Annotated in this window: 15 protein-coding genes; 13 read left to right on the top strand and 2 right to left on the bottom strand. The window is 68.0% G+C overall.

What is annotated here, in order from left to right:
- Positions 1–276 precede the first annotated feature (276 nt).
- A complete protein-coding gene (locus tag GobsT_RS20360; protein WP_010035390.1) occupies positions 277–1,101 on the bottom strand; it encodes an IS5 family transposase in 825 nt (274 codons plus the stop codon).
- A 410-nt stretch (positions 1,102–1,511) separates the two neighbouring features.
- On the opposite strand from GobsT_RS20360, the gene GobsT_RS20365 reads away from it, so the two are divergent.
- From GobsT_RS20365 to GobsT_RS20415, 11 genes are all read left to right on the top strand, one after another.
- Positions 1,512–1,739 (top strand): hypothetical protein, encoded by a 228-nt coding sequence (locus tag GobsT_RS20365; protein WP_148087820.1) that lies wholly within the window; start codon positions 1,512–1,514, stop codon positions 1,737–1,739.
- 351 nt (positions 1,740–2,090) lie between these two features.
- Positions 2,091–3,134 carry a fatty acid desaturase family protein gene (locus GobsT_RS20370; protein WP_197905134.1) on the top strand — a complete coding sequence of 348 codons (1,044 nt, stop codon included), beginning with the start codon at positions 2,091–2,093 and terminating at the stop codon, positions 3,132–3,134.
- A gap of 136 nt (positions 3,135–3,270) precedes the next feature.
- Entirely contained in the window at positions 3,271–3,504 is a 234-nt protein-coding gene (locus GobsT_RS20375; protein ID WP_010038416.1) for a hypothetical protein, read from the top strand.
- 445 nt (positions 3,505–3,949) lie between these two features.
- Positions 3,950–4,114 (top strand): lmo0937 family membrane protein, encoded by a 165-nt coding sequence (locus GobsT_RS38900; RefSeq protein ID WP_010038417.1) that lies wholly within the window; start codon positions 3,950–3,952, stop codon positions 4,112–4,114.
- Between the two features lie 157 nt (positions 4,115–4,271).
- A complete protein-coding gene (locus GobsT_RS20385; protein WP_010038418.1) occupies positions 4,272–6,242 on the top strand; it encodes a PAS domain-containing sensor histidine kinase in 1,971 nt (656 codons plus the stop codon).
- The gene (locus tag GobsT_RS20390; RefSeq protein ID WP_010038419.1) at positions 6,235–6,894 is read left to right on the top strand and encodes a response regulator; all 660 of its coding nucleotides are present in this window, start codon (positions 6,235–6,237) and stop codon (positions 6,892–6,894) included. The genes GobsT_RS20385 and GobsT_RS20390 overlap by 8 nt, the downstream gene beginning before the upstream one ends.
- Before the next feature lie 49 nt (positions 6,895–6,943).
- Positions 6,944–7,417, top strand: a complete 474-nt coding sequence (locus GobsT_RS20395; protein WP_010038420.1) for a hypothetical protein — start codon at positions 6,944–6,946, stop codon at positions 7,415–7,417.
- Positions 7,418–7,596: 179 nt separating this feature from the next.
- The gene (locus GobsT_RS20400; protein WP_010038421.1) at positions 7,597–8,031 is read left to right on the top strand and encodes a response regulator; all 435 of its coding nucleotides are present in this window, start codon (positions 7,597–7,599) and stop codon (positions 8,029–8,031) included.
- A 51-nt stretch (positions 8,032–8,082) separates the two neighbouring features.
- Positions 8,083–8,328, top strand: a complete 246-nt coding sequence (locus tag GobsT_RS20405) for a hypothetical protein (protein WP_010038422.1) — start codon at positions 8,083–8,085, stop codon at positions 8,326–8,328.
- Between the two features lie 249 nt (positions 8,329–8,577).
- Positions 8,578–9,033: a response regulator gene (locus GobsT_RS20410; protein ID WP_010038425.1), complete on the top strand. Its 456-nt coding sequence runs from the start codon at positions 8,578–8,580 to the stop codon at positions 9,031–9,033.
- Between the two features lie 308 nt (positions 9,034–9,341).
- On the top strand, positions 9,342–9,827 hold the full coding sequence (locus tag GobsT_RS20415; RefSeq protein ID WP_010038426.1) for a hypothetical protein: 486 nt from the start codon (positions 9,342–9,344) through the stop codon (positions 9,825–9,827).
- 100 nt (positions 9,828–9,927) lie between these two features.
- Here GobsT_RS20415 and GobsT_RS20420 read toward each other — a convergent pair whose 3' ends face one another.
- The gene (locus GobsT_RS20420; RefSeq protein ID WP_010038429.1) at positions 9,928–10,419 is read right to left on the bottom strand and encodes a SprT family zinc-dependent metalloprotease; all 492 of its coding nucleotides are present in this window, start codon (positions 10,417–10,419) and stop codon (positions 9,928–9,930) included.
- A gap of 166 nt (positions 10,420–10,585) precedes the next feature.
- Here GobsT_RS20420 and GobsT_RS20425 point away from each other — a divergent pair, with 166 nt between their 5' ends.
- Positions 10,586–12,433 (top strand): CocE/NonD family hydrolase, encoded by a 1,848-nt coding sequence (locus GobsT_RS20425; protein ID WP_029600824.1) that lies wholly within the window; start codon positions 10,586–10,588, stop codon positions 12,431–12,433.
- A gap of 366 nt (positions 12,434–12,799) precedes the next feature.
- Complete coding sequence (locus tag GobsT_RS20430) at positions 12,800–13,618, top strand: sigma-70 family RNA polymerase sigma factor (protein ID WP_010038438.1); 819 nt, start codon at positions 12,800–12,802, stop codon at positions 13,616–13,618.
- The last annotated feature ends 155 nt before the right edge of the window (positions 13,619–13,773 follow it).

Below are 13,773 nucleotides of genomic sequence, written 5' to 3' on the forward strand. Positions count from 1 at the left end.
GATTTTGATGGCCCACCGGTACCTGACCGCGCCTTGGACCGTCGCCGTGTCGTTGGCCAACCCGGCACACCGGCGGCGGACCACACGGGCCAGATCGCACAGGCGTCCGAACGTGTCACTCGGCACTGCCTCCGGGACGAGCGGCCAGAATGGGCCGACGGATTGTACCTCGGCTGTCCACGGGGCCGCCGGTGGAGCCGCGCGTGCGCCGGAACCGCCAGCCGACCGGTCAAATGCCAGCCCGCGTTGTCTCAGTGACTGTCCCATATGTGAGATTTATGCCACCGTGTGGTATTGAAACTCGGCGTCGACCCCTTTCGGCTCAAGCCGGTTGAGCATCAGGTGGATCATGGCCAACTTGACGAACGCCTCCGACGACCGCACCGTCTTCTCCCGGTCCTTGGACAACCGCCGGCACGTCCCCAGCCAGGCGAACGTCCGCTCCACCGTCCACCGCCGCGGTAACTTCACCCACCCCTTGGCCCCGTCCGGGCGGCGGACGATGACCAGCTCCCACCGGGCGTTCGTCTCGACCCACTCGTACAGGGCGTAGTTGTGGTACTTGCGGTCGGCGAACACCCGGCGCACCTTCCCCATCGGTTGCTCGTCCAGCCGGCCGAACAGTTCGGCCGCCGCCTTGGCATCATCGACGCTCGCGGCCGTCACCAGCACGGCCAGCAGCAACCCCATGGAATCCACGAGGATGTGCCGCTTCCGCCCGTCCACGTTCTTGGCGTTGTCCCGGCCCCGCTCCTCGCCGCCGGAGGTCGTGTCCACCGACTGGCTATCCACGCTCGCGGTCGTCCGGGGCGAGTACGGCCTCTCGGCGGTGCGGACCTTTTTGCGGAGAAGGTCATGGATCGTGTCGCGGGTGCCGTTGTGTCGCCACTCGTCGAAGTACCGCCCGACCGTGGACTTGGGCGGGAAGTCCTTGGGCCGGTACCGCCACTGGCAACCGGTCCGCAGCACGTAGAAGACCGCGTCGGTGACGTCCCGCAGGGCGGTGGTGCGGGGACGGCCGCCGGGGTACACGGGGATGTGTGGCTCGATGAGCCCCCACTGCTCGTCGGTCACGTCGCTCGGGTAGGATTGGGTTCGCATGGACCATTCTACCCACCCAACCGCCACATATGGGACAGTCACTTAGCTCGCGTGGCCGGCATGTTAGTGCCGGCCTAACCTTCCGACTGCTCGCCATTTCATGCGGCCGGTCCGCTCGTAAAACCGGCCCACAGCCGCGCGGACGTCGTCAGAGAGGCGCGGGACGGGAGTGCGGCTCAAACCGTCGAGACCTTTTGTTCTGCCCGGCAGCCCGGCCGGGTCCGGAGTTTCTTCAGCGGAGATGACCGGTCTCGAAGACCATGATCGGCGGAAAGAATCGGTGAAACGACCGCACATCTCGTGAGCGATAACCGTATTGCTCTTGTCGCCTGTGCCGGCCCGGCGCGCAAGTTCTGGCCTACCGCAAGCTGCCCACACTGTGCCCTGAACCGAACCCACGAGATCTCAACGTGCCTCCGACGTACCGCATTCGTTACAGCCTGAAACCGTCCGGACAGCATCACGGCGCCGCGGACGTGACGGCGATCGACGTTGAGGGGAGCCTGGACGAAGTTCCAGGGCACCTGCCGGCAGGGGCGTACATCATGTACGTCGAAGACCTGGCGCTCGGGAGAGACGTTCACTGGACCCGATGGCCCAAGCTCTATCGACCGGGCTTCGGGCCATCCTGTGTCTGAGCAGCCGCGCCGGCTTGACGGCGCCCGATCGCGTCAGGCGATTCCCGGAGAGCGCCCCGGTTCCCTGACGCGTCACAGGGAGCAACTTCCTCCGATCACTTCGCTCGCTCCTCTGACTCAACTCTGCGGCCGACTCCTGATAATTGAATCGTCCGTCGTGGCTGAATGAGCCCGCCGATGCCACGCGGCTGGTACGCACTCGCCATTCCAATACACCTGCCGCCTGCGGCGGGCAAATGACATATGCCGTCTCACACAGCCACTGCGCCCCCCCCAACGGCACTCGCACCGCCCAACGTGAGTCCGGCGACCGATCCGCGGCCGAAGTTCCCAAAGGATGAGGCCGGGTTCATGACCGAGTTGAAGCGACGCGCGGACGCCTACTTTGTCGAGACCGGGCAGAGCGAGCGTGACTGCTGGCGGATGTATCTGAAGACGGCCGTGATCCTCGCGTGGCTCGGCACCTCGTACGCGCTGTTGGTGTTTGCGGCGCCGACCGTGTGGCTCGCCGCACCGCTCGCGGTCTCGCTGGCGCTGGCCATCTCAGCGGTCGGGTTCAGCGTCCAGCACGACGGCGGGCACCACGCGTACTCGCGGTTCGCGTGGGTGAACCGGCTCGCGGCCCTGTCGCTCGACCTGATCGGGGCCAGCTCATACCTGTGGAAGTGGAAGCACGTCGTGCTCCACCACACGTACCCAAACGTGAGCGGGCAGGACGCCGACATCGACGTGGGGCCGCTCGCGCGTCTGGCGCCCCAGCAGCGGCGGCGCTGGTTCCACCGGTGGCAGCACCTGTACCTGTGGCCGCTCTACGCGCTGACCGCGGCCGTGTGGCACCTGTACGGCGATTTTCGGGACGTCATCACCGGGACGATCGGCGGGCACCGCGTACCACGGCCGCGGGGGTGGGACCTGGTCACGTTCCTCGGCGGTAAGGTCGTGTCGGTCGGCCTGCTGATCGGCGTGCCGATGCTGGTCCACTCGTGGTGGGTGGTGCTCCTGTTCTACCTGGCCGTGACCGCGATACTCGGGATCGTAATGACGGTGGTGTTCCAGCTCGCGCACTGCGTCGAGGAGGCCGAGTTCCCGCAGCCCGACACGGACAGCCTGCGCATGCCCGACGCGTGGGCCGCTCACCAGGTGCGAACGACCGTGGACTTTGCCCGTGACAGCCGGGTGGCCTGCTGGCTCCTGGGCGGGCTCAACTTCCAGGTGGTGCACCACCTGTTCCCGAGAATTTGCCACATTCACTACCCCGCCCTTTCGCGGGTCGTCGCCGACGTCTGCCGCGAGTTCGGGGTGCGGTACGCCGCGCACCGCTCACTCCTGGCCGGGGTCGCGTCGCACTTCCGCTGGTTGCGTCGGCTCGGCCGCTCTCAGCTCGCTCCCAGTTGAACGCGTCCGGGCGGCGGTTCGGTCCGTCGCCCCCCGGCGCAATCCGAGACGACCGCCCCCAGTACCCGGGCCGGATAGGGCCGTCGGCAGGACTCGCTGCATACGACGGAACGAGTCCGGTGTCGGAGAATCAAGTATGTTGATGCGACTGTGTGGGGTGGCGCTGGTGCTTTTCGTCAGCGCGATTGTCGCCGCACTATTCGGGTTCGGCGTCATCCGGGACGAGCCGTCGCCCGCGGCGCAGGTGTGCGCAGCGTTCCTCCTTTTTACCTCCGTCGCCGCATTCGGCTGGGCGTGGGTGAACCGTTCGCAGAACGTTGTCGGGCGGGTTCCCCGCCGGTCCGGTGGCTCGAACCGGCCGCTGGCGTGAGATTGCAGCCAGATGCGCGGGCCGGATCGAGAGGCGAGGTGATGCGGGGGCATCCGTCCACCAACACCCGCTGTGCTTCGGGACCGCTACCGGCGGCTCCCCGGTGTTGCATCGGGCGGGCCGTCGGCTTGAGGTGGTCCGGCACCCCGAGCGCAGTTACGCCAACGGTGCGTCCGGCCAGTGGGGGAGCGCCCCAGACCAAGAACTCGTGGCGGAATGAACTCGGCTCGGGGTGGCGCGACCGGCCCAAGGCGAGGGCAAGGTGGCACTCAAGCGATATAGGGGCCAAGAGCATTTTGACAGGATAAACATGATGAAGACAGATCAATTTGAAGCCCTGCTTATCCTGTCAAACTCCGTCCTCGCGAACACGAGGCCGGCGTGGGCTGAAACGAAGCCAGGACCAGCCGCCCGCACCGCCACCGTTTCTAATTGGAGGTCCGTCGTGCCGCGGTACGCGCCCGAAGTGATTGCCTTGGTTCTGTTCGCCCTGTGGCTGCTCGGGGCGTTCGTCGCCCCGGTCGGCGGCAACCTGATTCACCTGCTCCTGTTTGCCGTTGCCGCGATCGTCGTGGTTCGGCTCATCCAAGGAGGGCGAATACTGTACTGATACGGTCCCGCCCAGCTACCCCCGACATGCGGCTCACACCGCACCGAGGCGCCGGCGAGCGGGTTCCGGATGCTTGCTCGTCGATGAGTACAATGGGGCGGCGGGCGCTCCTGTTCGTGCGGCAGACAGAAGCAAAGCTCCTCAAGTAAAGGGACTCATGCCCCAGGGCGACGACTCTCAGGTACGACCGGCGGATTGGGTTCAGGCGGCCCTCTCCGACATCGGCGTTGCGACCGTTGTGACCGACCACCGGGGCAACGTGCTGCTCATGTCACCCGTAGCCGAGGCCCTCACGGGCTGGCCGCAGCGTGACGCGGCGGGGCTGGGGATCGCGACCGTGTTCCGGGTCGTAAGCGAGTCGTCCCGCCTCCCAACCACGGATCCGGTGACCACCGCCCTTGAGACCGGTGGTCCCGTCGAACTCGCCGACCACACCGTACTAATCGCCCGAGACGGTCGTGAGCGGCGCATCGATCAGGGCGCCGCTCCTGTGCGCGACACGTCGGGCGCGGTCGTCGGGGGCGTACTGGTGTTCTGTGACGTCAGCGCGCGCCAGCGCGTCGTGCAGGCGATCGAGGAGGCGCGGGCCTTCGCCGACGCGATCGTGCAAACGGTGCGCGAGCCGCTGGTCATCCTCGACGGGGACCTGCGGGTGCGGGCCGCGAACCGGTCCTTCTACCGGACGTTCGGGGCCACCGCACCGGGGACCGAGGGGCGGTCCCTGTTCGAGCTCGGGGGCCGGCAGTGGGACATCCCCCGGCTGCGCGAGCGGCTCGAACAGGTGCTGCCGCGCGACCGCCACTTCAGCGACTTCGAGGTGGACCACGAGTTCGAGGGGCTGGGCCGCCGGTGGATGGTGCTCAACGCCCGCCGCATCCCGCCCGCGGCCCTGCGGCCCGACCTGATCCTGCTGGCGATCGAGGACGCGACGCAGCGCCGGCGGGCGGTAGAGGAGCTGGCCGTCTCCGAGGTGCGGTACCGCCGGCTGTTCGAGACGGCCCAGGACGGTATCCTGTTGGTCGACCCGGAGACCCGGCGGGTGTTCGACGCGAACCCGTTCCTCACCGACCTGCTCGGCTACGCGAGGCACGAGCTGGTGGGGAAGGAGCTGTGGGAGATCGGGCTGTTCCGTGACATTGAGGCGAGCAAGGCGGCGTTCCAGTTGCTCCGCGAAACGGGGTACATCCGGTATGAAGACCTGCCGCTGCGGACGCACGACGGCCGGGGCATCGAGGTGGAGTTCGTCAGCAACGTGTACGACGTCGGTGCGTCGCAGGTGATCCAGTGCAACATCCGCGACGTGACCGCCCGCAAGCGGGCCGAGAGCGCCCTGCGGACCGCGCACGGCGAGCTGGAGGAGCGGGTGCAGGAGCGTACGGCCGAGCTGGCGCGTGCGAACGACGCGCTCACGGCCGAGATCGCCCGCCGCGAGCGCGCGGAGGCGGAGCGCCGCGACCTTCAGCGGCGGCTGGCGACCGTGCAGGAGGACGAGCGCCGGCGCATCGCCCGCGAACTCCACGATCAGTTGGGACAGCACCTGACCGGGCTCGGGCTGGGGCTGAAGGTGGTCAAAGACGTCACCCCGCGCCCGTCCCCCGCGTGGGACCGGCTGCACGAACTCCAGCTCCTGACCGACCGGATGGGCGGCGAGGTACACCAGCTCGCCCTGGAACTCCGCCCGACGGCACTGGACGACTTCGGGCTCGAGACCGCGCTGGCAAACTACATCGAAGAGTGGGGCGGGCGGGCGGGCGTCCAGGCGGACTTCCACGCCAGCGGCCTCGGCGCCGGGCGCCTCCCGGCGACCACCGAGACGGCGCTGTACCGGGTGATCCGGGAGGCCCTGGCCAACGTCCTCAAGCACGCCCGGGCCGGGCGGGTGAGCGTGGTCCTCCAGGGAGCGGCCGACGCGGTCGTCGCGATCGTCGAGGACGACGGGACCGGGTTCGAGTCCGAACCCGGTCCCGCCGGGGCGCCCGCCGGCCCCCGGCTGGGCATCCTCGGGATGCGGGAGCGGCTGGAACTCCTGGGCGGGAATTTGACGATCGACTCCAGGCCAGGGCGCGGCACGACCGTGATCGCGCGTGTCCCGCTTATGTCACCGACCGAGGGGGCCGTCGATGGCTGAGGTGCGCGTCTTCCTGGCGGACGATCACGCTATTGTGCGCGGGGGGCTCAAGGCCCTGATTGACGCACAGCAGGGGATGGCGGTGGTGGGCGAGGCGGCCGACGGCCTGGAGGCCTGCGCGCGGGTGGCCGCGCTCGGGCCGGATGTGGTGATCATGGACGTGTCCATGCCCGGGCTGACGGGCGCCCTCGCGACCGAGCGGCTCCGCCGCGAGTGCCCGGCCGTGAAGGTGCTGGTCCTGACCGTCCACGAGGACAAGGGGTACATCCGCCAGCTCCTGACCGCGGGCGCGTCCGGGTACGCGCTCAAACGGGCCGCGCCTGAGGAACTGGTCCGCGCCATCCGGACGGTGGCGGCCGGCGGCGTGTACCTGGACCCGGCGGTCGCGCAGAAGGTGGTCGGCGGGTTCGTCAAGCCGTCCCCCAAGGGGGCCACGGGGGCGGCCGGCGCCGGGGAGCTGAGCGAGCGGGAGGCCGAGGTGGCCCGCCTGACCGCCGCCGGGCACGGCAATAAGGAGATCGCGGCCCGCCTGGAGCTGAGCGTCAAAACGGTGGAGACGTACCGGGCGCGGGCCCTGGAGAAGCTCGGGCTCAAGAGCCGCGCCGAACTCGTCAGTTACGCTTTCCAACAGGGCTGGCTCAAGGACGGCTAACGGCCCGTCCGGGTCGCTCCGTCCCGCTTCCTCGTCCGAGGTCGATATCGTGCGCAAAAGCTTCATCACGCCGGGCGGGCAGGACGCGGTCACCCCGGACGACGCGTGGCTGGACCTGGACCGGTTGGCCCGCGTCGAGATCACTTCGGAGGACCGCCGCTACCCGATCGAAGGCGCGCTCGTCCCCGGGCGCGGCCCCGGCTGGCTGGCCGGCGGCCCCGGCCCACAAACCGTCCGGCTGCGGTTCGACGCCCCCCAACCGGTCCGCCGCATCTGGCTGCACTTCGTGGAGCGGGCGGCGGCGCGGACCCAGGAGTTCGTCCTGCGGTGGGGGACGGCCGACGGCCTGCCCCCTCGCGACGTGGTGCGCCAGCAGTGGGTCTTTCACCCCAGGGGCTCGACGCACGAGACCGAGGACTACCGACTCGATCTGAACGGCGTCACGGTTCTCGAACTCATGATTGTTCCGGACGTGACGGGCGATGAGGCGCTCGCGGCCCTGGCCGAGTGGCGCGTTGCGTAGCGGCCGTCCGTGCGTAAGGGATATCCTCAGCAGAGCATTTACGACAATTTCGGGCAGTGCGTGTCGCAGTTCCCTGGCCTTTCATTCTCCCCCGCTCGCGACAATTACACCTCACAGACGCACATCTCGCCCCCCGGCGAACGCGGCGCCGAGCCGCTCTCCGGCCGGAAAGGATTCGCATGACTCCGATGCGGGCTCACGTCCTGGTGGTAGACGATGTCGCCGACATGGCCGACAGCACGGTCGAACTTCTCGCGCTCTGGGGGTTCGGTGCCGTCGCTTGCTACGGTGGGGAGGAAGCTCTGGCGTGCGCCCGGGACCGGCCCCCGGCCACGGTGCTCCTCGACGTGCTCATGCCGCGGATGGACGGGCTCCAATTCGCCCGCGCGTTCCGCGCCCTGAAGGGGTGTGGCGGCGTGCCGGTCGTCGCGCTCAGCGGGTCAGCCCCGCCGGCCGGCGCCCGGGCGGCCGGGATCGACCACTTCTTACTGAAGCCCGTACTCCCGAATCGCCTCCGCGCGCTTCTCGTAGCGCTGACGCGACGCGCCGCCCGCCCGCGCCTTCCGGCACGAGAACGCCGGCCGGATCCGTGGACCGAACTCGCGAGCGCGTAACGCGCGGGCGGCAGTCACTCAGTTCCACGCTGTTCGCCCGGAGGCAGTGATATGGCCCGCTGGGGACTCGGCTGGGGGTGCGTGTTCGGGTTCCTCGCCGTCTGCGCCGGGGCCGCCGCAATGCGGTGGCAAGAGGGCGCGGCGCCCTGGATCGGCTGGGGGGCGGTCGCGGTCCTCGCCTGGGGGGCGGTCATGTCCGTCTACGCGTTCGACCGCCCGGCGCCGCCCGGCGCGCCACCGAAAGTCGTGCCCCGCACCCCACACAACTCGGAACACCAAAGGCGGACAGAGAAATGACGGAGCGTGGAATAGTCACGGGCGACCGACCGTCGCCCCGCGCGGCCGAAGTGGTCGAACTGGTGCTGCTCTTACCTGCGGATCAGATGGCCTCGCTGGAAACCGCCGCCGGCCGGTTGGAGCAAACCGTGGGCGCGCTGATCCGGCGGGCCGTCGACGACTTCCTGCGAGACCCCGCGGCTACTGGTTTCGTGGGCGAGGTGGCTGCCGTCCGACGGCCCCACGGCGCTCGAACACGGGAGACTTCGAATGACCCTTGTCGATGACGCGGTGTTGGCGCCGGCCCCACCGATCCGCCCCCGGGGCGTGCTCGTCGTAGACGACGACGAACCCGTCCGCGCGCTCCTGAGCGTCGCGCTGGGGATCTCGGGCTTCGCCGTCTGGCTGGCCGCGACCGGCCCCGAGGGGGTGACCGCCTACCAGAAGCACGCTTCTGCCATCGATCTGCTGCTGCTCGACGTCCGCATGCCGGGATGGAACGGCCCCGAGACGCTGGCCGCGATCCGCGCCATCGCCCCGCACGTCCCCTGTTGCTTCATGAGCGGCGACACCGGAGGGTACACCCACCAAGAGCTCCTCGCAAGCGGAGCCGCGACGGTTTTCCACAAGCCGTTCCGGCTCGGCGAACTGATTTCGCACCTCCGAAATCTGACCGCACCAGACCGGCCCGCGGGCATCGTCGGTACGGTGCATGCGCCCGCATAAATGCGGGCACCGCTACCGAACTCCAACGGGTGCGAGCGTTCCGGTCACATGCCGAACGCACGGAGGGCCCCCCCCGGCCACGCGACCTGCTAAGACGACCGGACCGGCATTGCCCCCCCGTTCACCTCTCACACCGAATCGCATGGAATCGCTATGTTCCGAGTTTGATGACCCACCGGGACCCGACCGCGCATTGGGCCACCGCCGTGTCGTTGGCCAACAGCCAGGGGCACTGTTACATCGCCGGCACTCGCGAATATGTGCGGGGCCAAGTACAACAACAGTGTCCATAATTCAGAGGCCGATTGATGCGCGAATTCCCGACCGCCGTGGCCGAACTGATCGCCGCCGCGCCGCCGACGGATCTGGGACCAGGAACACCGGCGGTAGAGCGGAGCACGCAAATCCGAACGGCGGTGGCGTCACTGCCGGCCGCCTGCGGCGCGGGGCTGTGGCTGCTGTTCGATTTCCTCGACGAGTCGCACGCGATCAGTCAGGCGGACGAATCATGCCCGAACCGGAACTTCTGGCACGCCATCATGCACCGGAGGGAACCGGACGCCTGGAACTCGAAGTACTGGTGGCGCCGGGTCGGCGCACACCCCGTGCTGGCCCAACTCGCTGAACAGGCGCCGGCGGTGGGCTACAAGTACACCACCCCGTTCGACTTCGTGGACTTCTGCGAAAAGTCGCGCGGCGCCGGCAGCGCCGACGAGCAAACCGCCCAGCGCGTGCAGCGGCTCGAATGGGACTTGTTGTTCGCGTGGTGCTTCGACCGCGGCGCGAGGAAGTGATCGCCGGTTATTCGCGGTCGGCGGATCGGGTCCGTTTGGCCCCGGTTGTCTCACCCTTCAGATGTGTTCGACCTCGTCGGGCGGCCCCGCGGAGGCGCGTTCACCCCGTTGCGGCGTCGCGCCATTCTAACTTCCCGCGGTCGGACCCGCACGGGCGGCAGTACCAGCCGGCAGCCCGCGCCGGCCGCCGGTGGCGGTCGTATTCGAACGCACAGCCGGCGCACACCGCCCGCCACCGCCCCCGCGGCATCTGCACCTCATCCCCGTAGCAAGCGTCGGTCGAGGTGCCCAGTTCGCGACACTTCGCACGCCAAACGGCGTCGTGCCCGTGCCCGGGGCCGACCAGCGCGTGGGCCAGTTCGTGCAACAGCGTCGCCCACACCTCGGCGTCGCTGTTCCTCTCGGCGAAGTGGGCCGACAGCTCGATCCGCCCGGGTTCGCCGCGGTGCGGGTAGAAGCACACGCCGGCCCGGCGCACGTTCGAGTTGAACCCGAACTCCCAGCTCAACAGCCCGTGCGCGTTCAAAAGCTCGCGCGCCGCCGTGCGGACCCGGGCGGCGCGGTCGGACAGGCGAAACGGTACGTCGGACATGGGAGCCTCCCCCACAATTATCTCACGCACTCCGCGCCCCGCGGTCGGCCGCCGCGCTCAAGAAACCGGCGCGGCAAGTGTATCGGGCGTACAGCCCGCGATATTGACACGCGCCGCACAACACGAACAATGACGCCCACCCTCTCCGCACCCCTACGGGAACCCCATGCGACACCCAATCAGGATCGGGGCCGGCGTGCTGGTCGCGCTTTGCCTCGCCGTTGCCAGCGCGCCGGCCCAGGCGCCCGACGCCGATTCACGTTTCGAGCGCACCGAGGCAATGGTCCCGATGCGCGACGGGAAAAAGCTGTTCACGACGCTGCACGTTCCGAAGGAACCCAAAGGGCCGGTACCGATCATCCTCCTGCGCACGCCTTACGGCATCGACGGGCGCGCCGAACGGCTGCTGCGGAACTATTTCAAAGACATGATCGATGACGGCTACGCGTTCGTTCTTCAGGACATCCGCGGGCGGTTCAAGTCGGAAGGCGCGTTCGTGATGACGCGCCCCGCTCGCGACCCGAACGACCCGAAGGCCGTTGATGAAGCGTCCGACACCTACGACACCATCGAGTGGCTACTGAAGGAAGTGAAGGGCAACAACGGGCGGGTCGGGATGCTCGGCATCAGCTACCCGGGGTGGCTCGCCGCGGTCGCGATGCTCGACCCGCACCCCGCGCTCAAGGCGGTCTCGCCCCAGGCCTCGCCGATCGACATGTTCCTCGGCGACGACTTCCACCACAGCGGCGCGTTCCGGCTCAGCTACGGGTTCGAGTACGTGGCGATGATGGAGACCGACAAGACCAACTTCTCGTTCCACTTCGACCGCCACGACACCTACGACTGGTATCTCAGGCTCGGCGCACTTTCGAACGTAAACCGCAAACACTTCAAGAACGCCCTGCCGACATGGAACGACTTCGTCGCGCACCCGAACTACGACGCGTTCTGGAAAACGCAATCGCTCGAACCGCGCCTGACGCGCGTGACGGTCCCGACGCTCACCGTGGGCGGGTGGTACGACCAGGAGGACTTCCGCGGCCCGCTAAAGATGTACGAACTGCTCGAGAAGCACGACAAGAAGGGCCAAAACTTCCTGGCGGTCGGCCCGTGGAACCACGGCGGTTGGGCCGCGGGCAAGGCCGACCGGCTCGGCCGTGTCCCGTTCGATTCCGACACCGGAGGGCACTTCCGGAAACAAGTTCAGGCGCCGTTCTTTGCTCACTACCTCAAAGACGCGGGGAAAGCGCCACCCGAAGCACGGATGTTCCTGACGGGGGCCAACACCTGGGAGACCTACGACTCCTGGCCGCCGAAAGGGGCCACGGCGCGGAAGCTGTACTTCCACCCGAACGGAAAGCTGAGCTTCGATCCCCCGCCGGAGCGCGCGGCGGAGGCGAGCGAGTACGTATCGGACCCCGCGAACCCCGTCCCGTACCGCCCCCGGCCGGTGCGCCCCACCTACCCCGGCCCCGAGTGGCCCGAGTGGATGGTGCAGGACCAGCGGTTCACGCACGGGCGGCCCGACGTGCTCTCGTTCGAAACCGAACCGCTCGCCGAAGACGTTACCGTCGCCGGCGCCATGAAGGTGAAACTGTTCGGCGCGACCACGGGCACCGACTGCGACTGGGTGGTGCGCCTCATCGATGTGTACCCCGAGGACTACAAGAAGTCCCCGGAACTGGCCGGCTACCAGCTCATGATCGCCGGCGAGCCGGCACGCGCGCGGTTCCGCAAGAGTCTGGAGAAGCCCGAGCCGGTGAAACCCGGCGCCGTGGAAGAGTACCTCGTCGACCTGGTCCAGGGGCACCACCGGTTCCGGAAAGGGCACCGGATCATGGTGCAGGTGAGCAGCAGTTGGTTCCCGGTCATCGACCGGAACCCGCAGAAGTTCGTGCCTAACATCTTTGAGGCCGAAGACACCGACTTCCAGAAAGCCACCCAAAAGGTCTACCATACGCCCGCGTTCGCGTCGCGCGTGGAACTGGACGTGCTCCCCGCCAGGGCGAAATGATCCCCGCCGCCGAACGTGACGGCGAACCCGTAAAAATCGGGCCGCTTGTGAATCGACCGTTCGTGACCACCGGTGCGCCACAGGCACCGGCCGGCAGCGCGTGTTGGAGGCCGACCGCGAGCCCCGAACACGCGCGGCCGGCCCACCCACCAGCACCTGAAATTTCAGGTGCTTATAGAACTGCGAGCCGACCACCCACCTCTGAAAAGTCGGGCCGGGCCAATAAGCCGTAGGCTGTGCCGGTTGTAGCGGAGATTCCGATTTGACCAGTTCACTTTCTTGTCGCAAGTTAACGCGTCTCCCCGGTTCCGAGCCGGCATCAACGACGATAACATTCGCGCCCCCCCGCTTCAGCAGAGAGACACCGTGAGGAACGAACACGCCGCCCGCACGTCATTTTCGACGTACCTGAGTGAGATCGACCACACGCCGCTGCTGTCCGCTGCCGAAGAGCGCGACCTGGGCGCCCGCGTCCTGACCGGTGACCCGCAGGCCCGCGACCGGATGGTGCGCGCGAACCTCCGCCTCGTGGTCAACATCGCGCGCGGCTACACGGGAAAGGGGCTGGCCCTCGACGACCTCGTGTCCGAAGGCAACATGGGGCTGCTGCGGGCGGTGGAGGGGTTCGAGCCGTCGATGAACACGCGGTTCAGCACCTACGCCAGCTACTGGATCAAGCAGAGCATCAAGCGCGCGATCGTGAACACCGCGAAGACGATCCGCATCCCCGCCTACATGGCCGAGCTGCTCACCAAGTGGCGCCGGGCCACCAACCAGCTCTCCGACGAGCTGGGCCGCCCGCCCACCCACGACGAGATCGCCAAGTTCCTGGGGCTGTCGAAGAAGAAGCTCGCGATCATCAAGAAGGCGATCCGCGTCGCGAACGCCGGCACCCAGTCCGACCAGAGCGACGCCGGCTGGAGCATCGAAGAGACGCTGATGGACTCGCGCGGCGACGCCCCGGACACCGAACTGGGTAAGTCGGACGACCTCAAGCAGGTGCTGCACCTGCTCGACCGGATGGACCAGCGCGAGGCGACCGTGCTGCGGATGCGGTTCGGGCTCAACGACGAGGAGCCCCGGACCCTCAAGGAGATCGGCGAGTGCCTCGGCCTCACCCGCGAGCGGGTGCGCCAGATCGAGAACGAGGCGCTGGCCAAGCTCGGCGACGGCATGAACATCTGAGCGCGGTCACGAAGGCCGGTTGGCCGCAAAGCTGAACACAGCCACAAAGACTGATTGGCCGCAAAAAAGCACAAAGGGCACAAAAGAAAACCGAAGAGGAAGACAAAAGCAGTGTTTTAGAACCACTCTTCTGCCTTCCTCTTCGGTTTCCTTTT

It is taken from the genome of Gemmata obscuriglobus (genome assembly GCF_008065095.1).
GTDB classification, from domain to species: domain Bacteria; phylum Planctomycetota; class Planctomycetia; order Gemmatales; family Gemmataceae; genus Gemmata; species Gemmata obscuriglobus.

What these genes read in the sequence shown, in the direction of transcription:
- GobsT_RS20375 (WP_010038416.1), top strand. Translation starts at nt 3,271, where the DNA reads ATGTTGATGCGACTGTGTGGGGTGGCGCTGGTGCTTTTCGTCAGCGCG.
- GobsT_RS20420 (WP_010038429.1), bottom strand. Translation starts at nt 10,419, where the DNA reads ATGTCCGACGTACCGTTTCGCCTGTCCGACCGCGCCGCCCGGGTCCGC.
- GobsT_RS20405 (WP_010038422.1), top strand. Translation starts at nt 8,083, where the DNA reads ATGGCCCGCTGGGGACTCGGCTGGGGGTGCGTGTTCGGGTTCCTCGCC.
- GobsT_RS20385 (WP_010038418.1), top strand. Translation starts at nt 4,272, where the DNA reads ATGCCCCAGGGCGACGACTCTCAGGTACGACCGGCGGATTGGGTTCAG.
- GobsT_RS20390 (WP_010038419.1), top strand. Translation starts at nt 6,235, where the DNA reads ATGGCTGAGGTGCGCGTCTTCCTGGCGGACGATCACGCTATTGTGCGC.
- GobsT_RS20360 (WP_010035390.1), bottom strand. Translation starts at nt 1,101, where the DNA reads ATGCGAACCCAATCCTACCCGAGCGACGTGACCGACGAGCAGTGGGGG.
- GobsT_RS20400 (WP_010038421.1), top strand. Translation starts at nt 7,597, where the DNA reads ATGACTCCGATGCGGGCTCACGTCCTGGTGGTAGACGATGTCGCCGAC.
- GobsT_RS20410 (WP_010038425.1), top strand. Translation starts at nt 8,578, where the DNA reads ATGACCCTTGTCGATGACGCGGTGTTGGCGCCGGCCCCACCGATCCGC.
- GobsT_RS20415 (WP_010038426.1), top strand. Translation starts at nt 9,342, where the DNA reads ATGCGCGAATTCCCGACCGCCGTGGCCGAACTGATCGCCGCCGCGCCG.
- GobsT_RS20370 (WP_197905134.1), top strand. Translation starts at nt 2,091, where the DNA reads ATGACCGAGTTGAAGCGACGCGCGGACGCCTACTTTGTCGAGACCGGG.
- GobsT_RS20425 (WP_029600824.1), top strand. Translation starts at nt 10,586, where the DNA reads ATGCGACACCCAATCAGGATCGGGGCCGGCGTGCTGGTCGCGCTTTGC.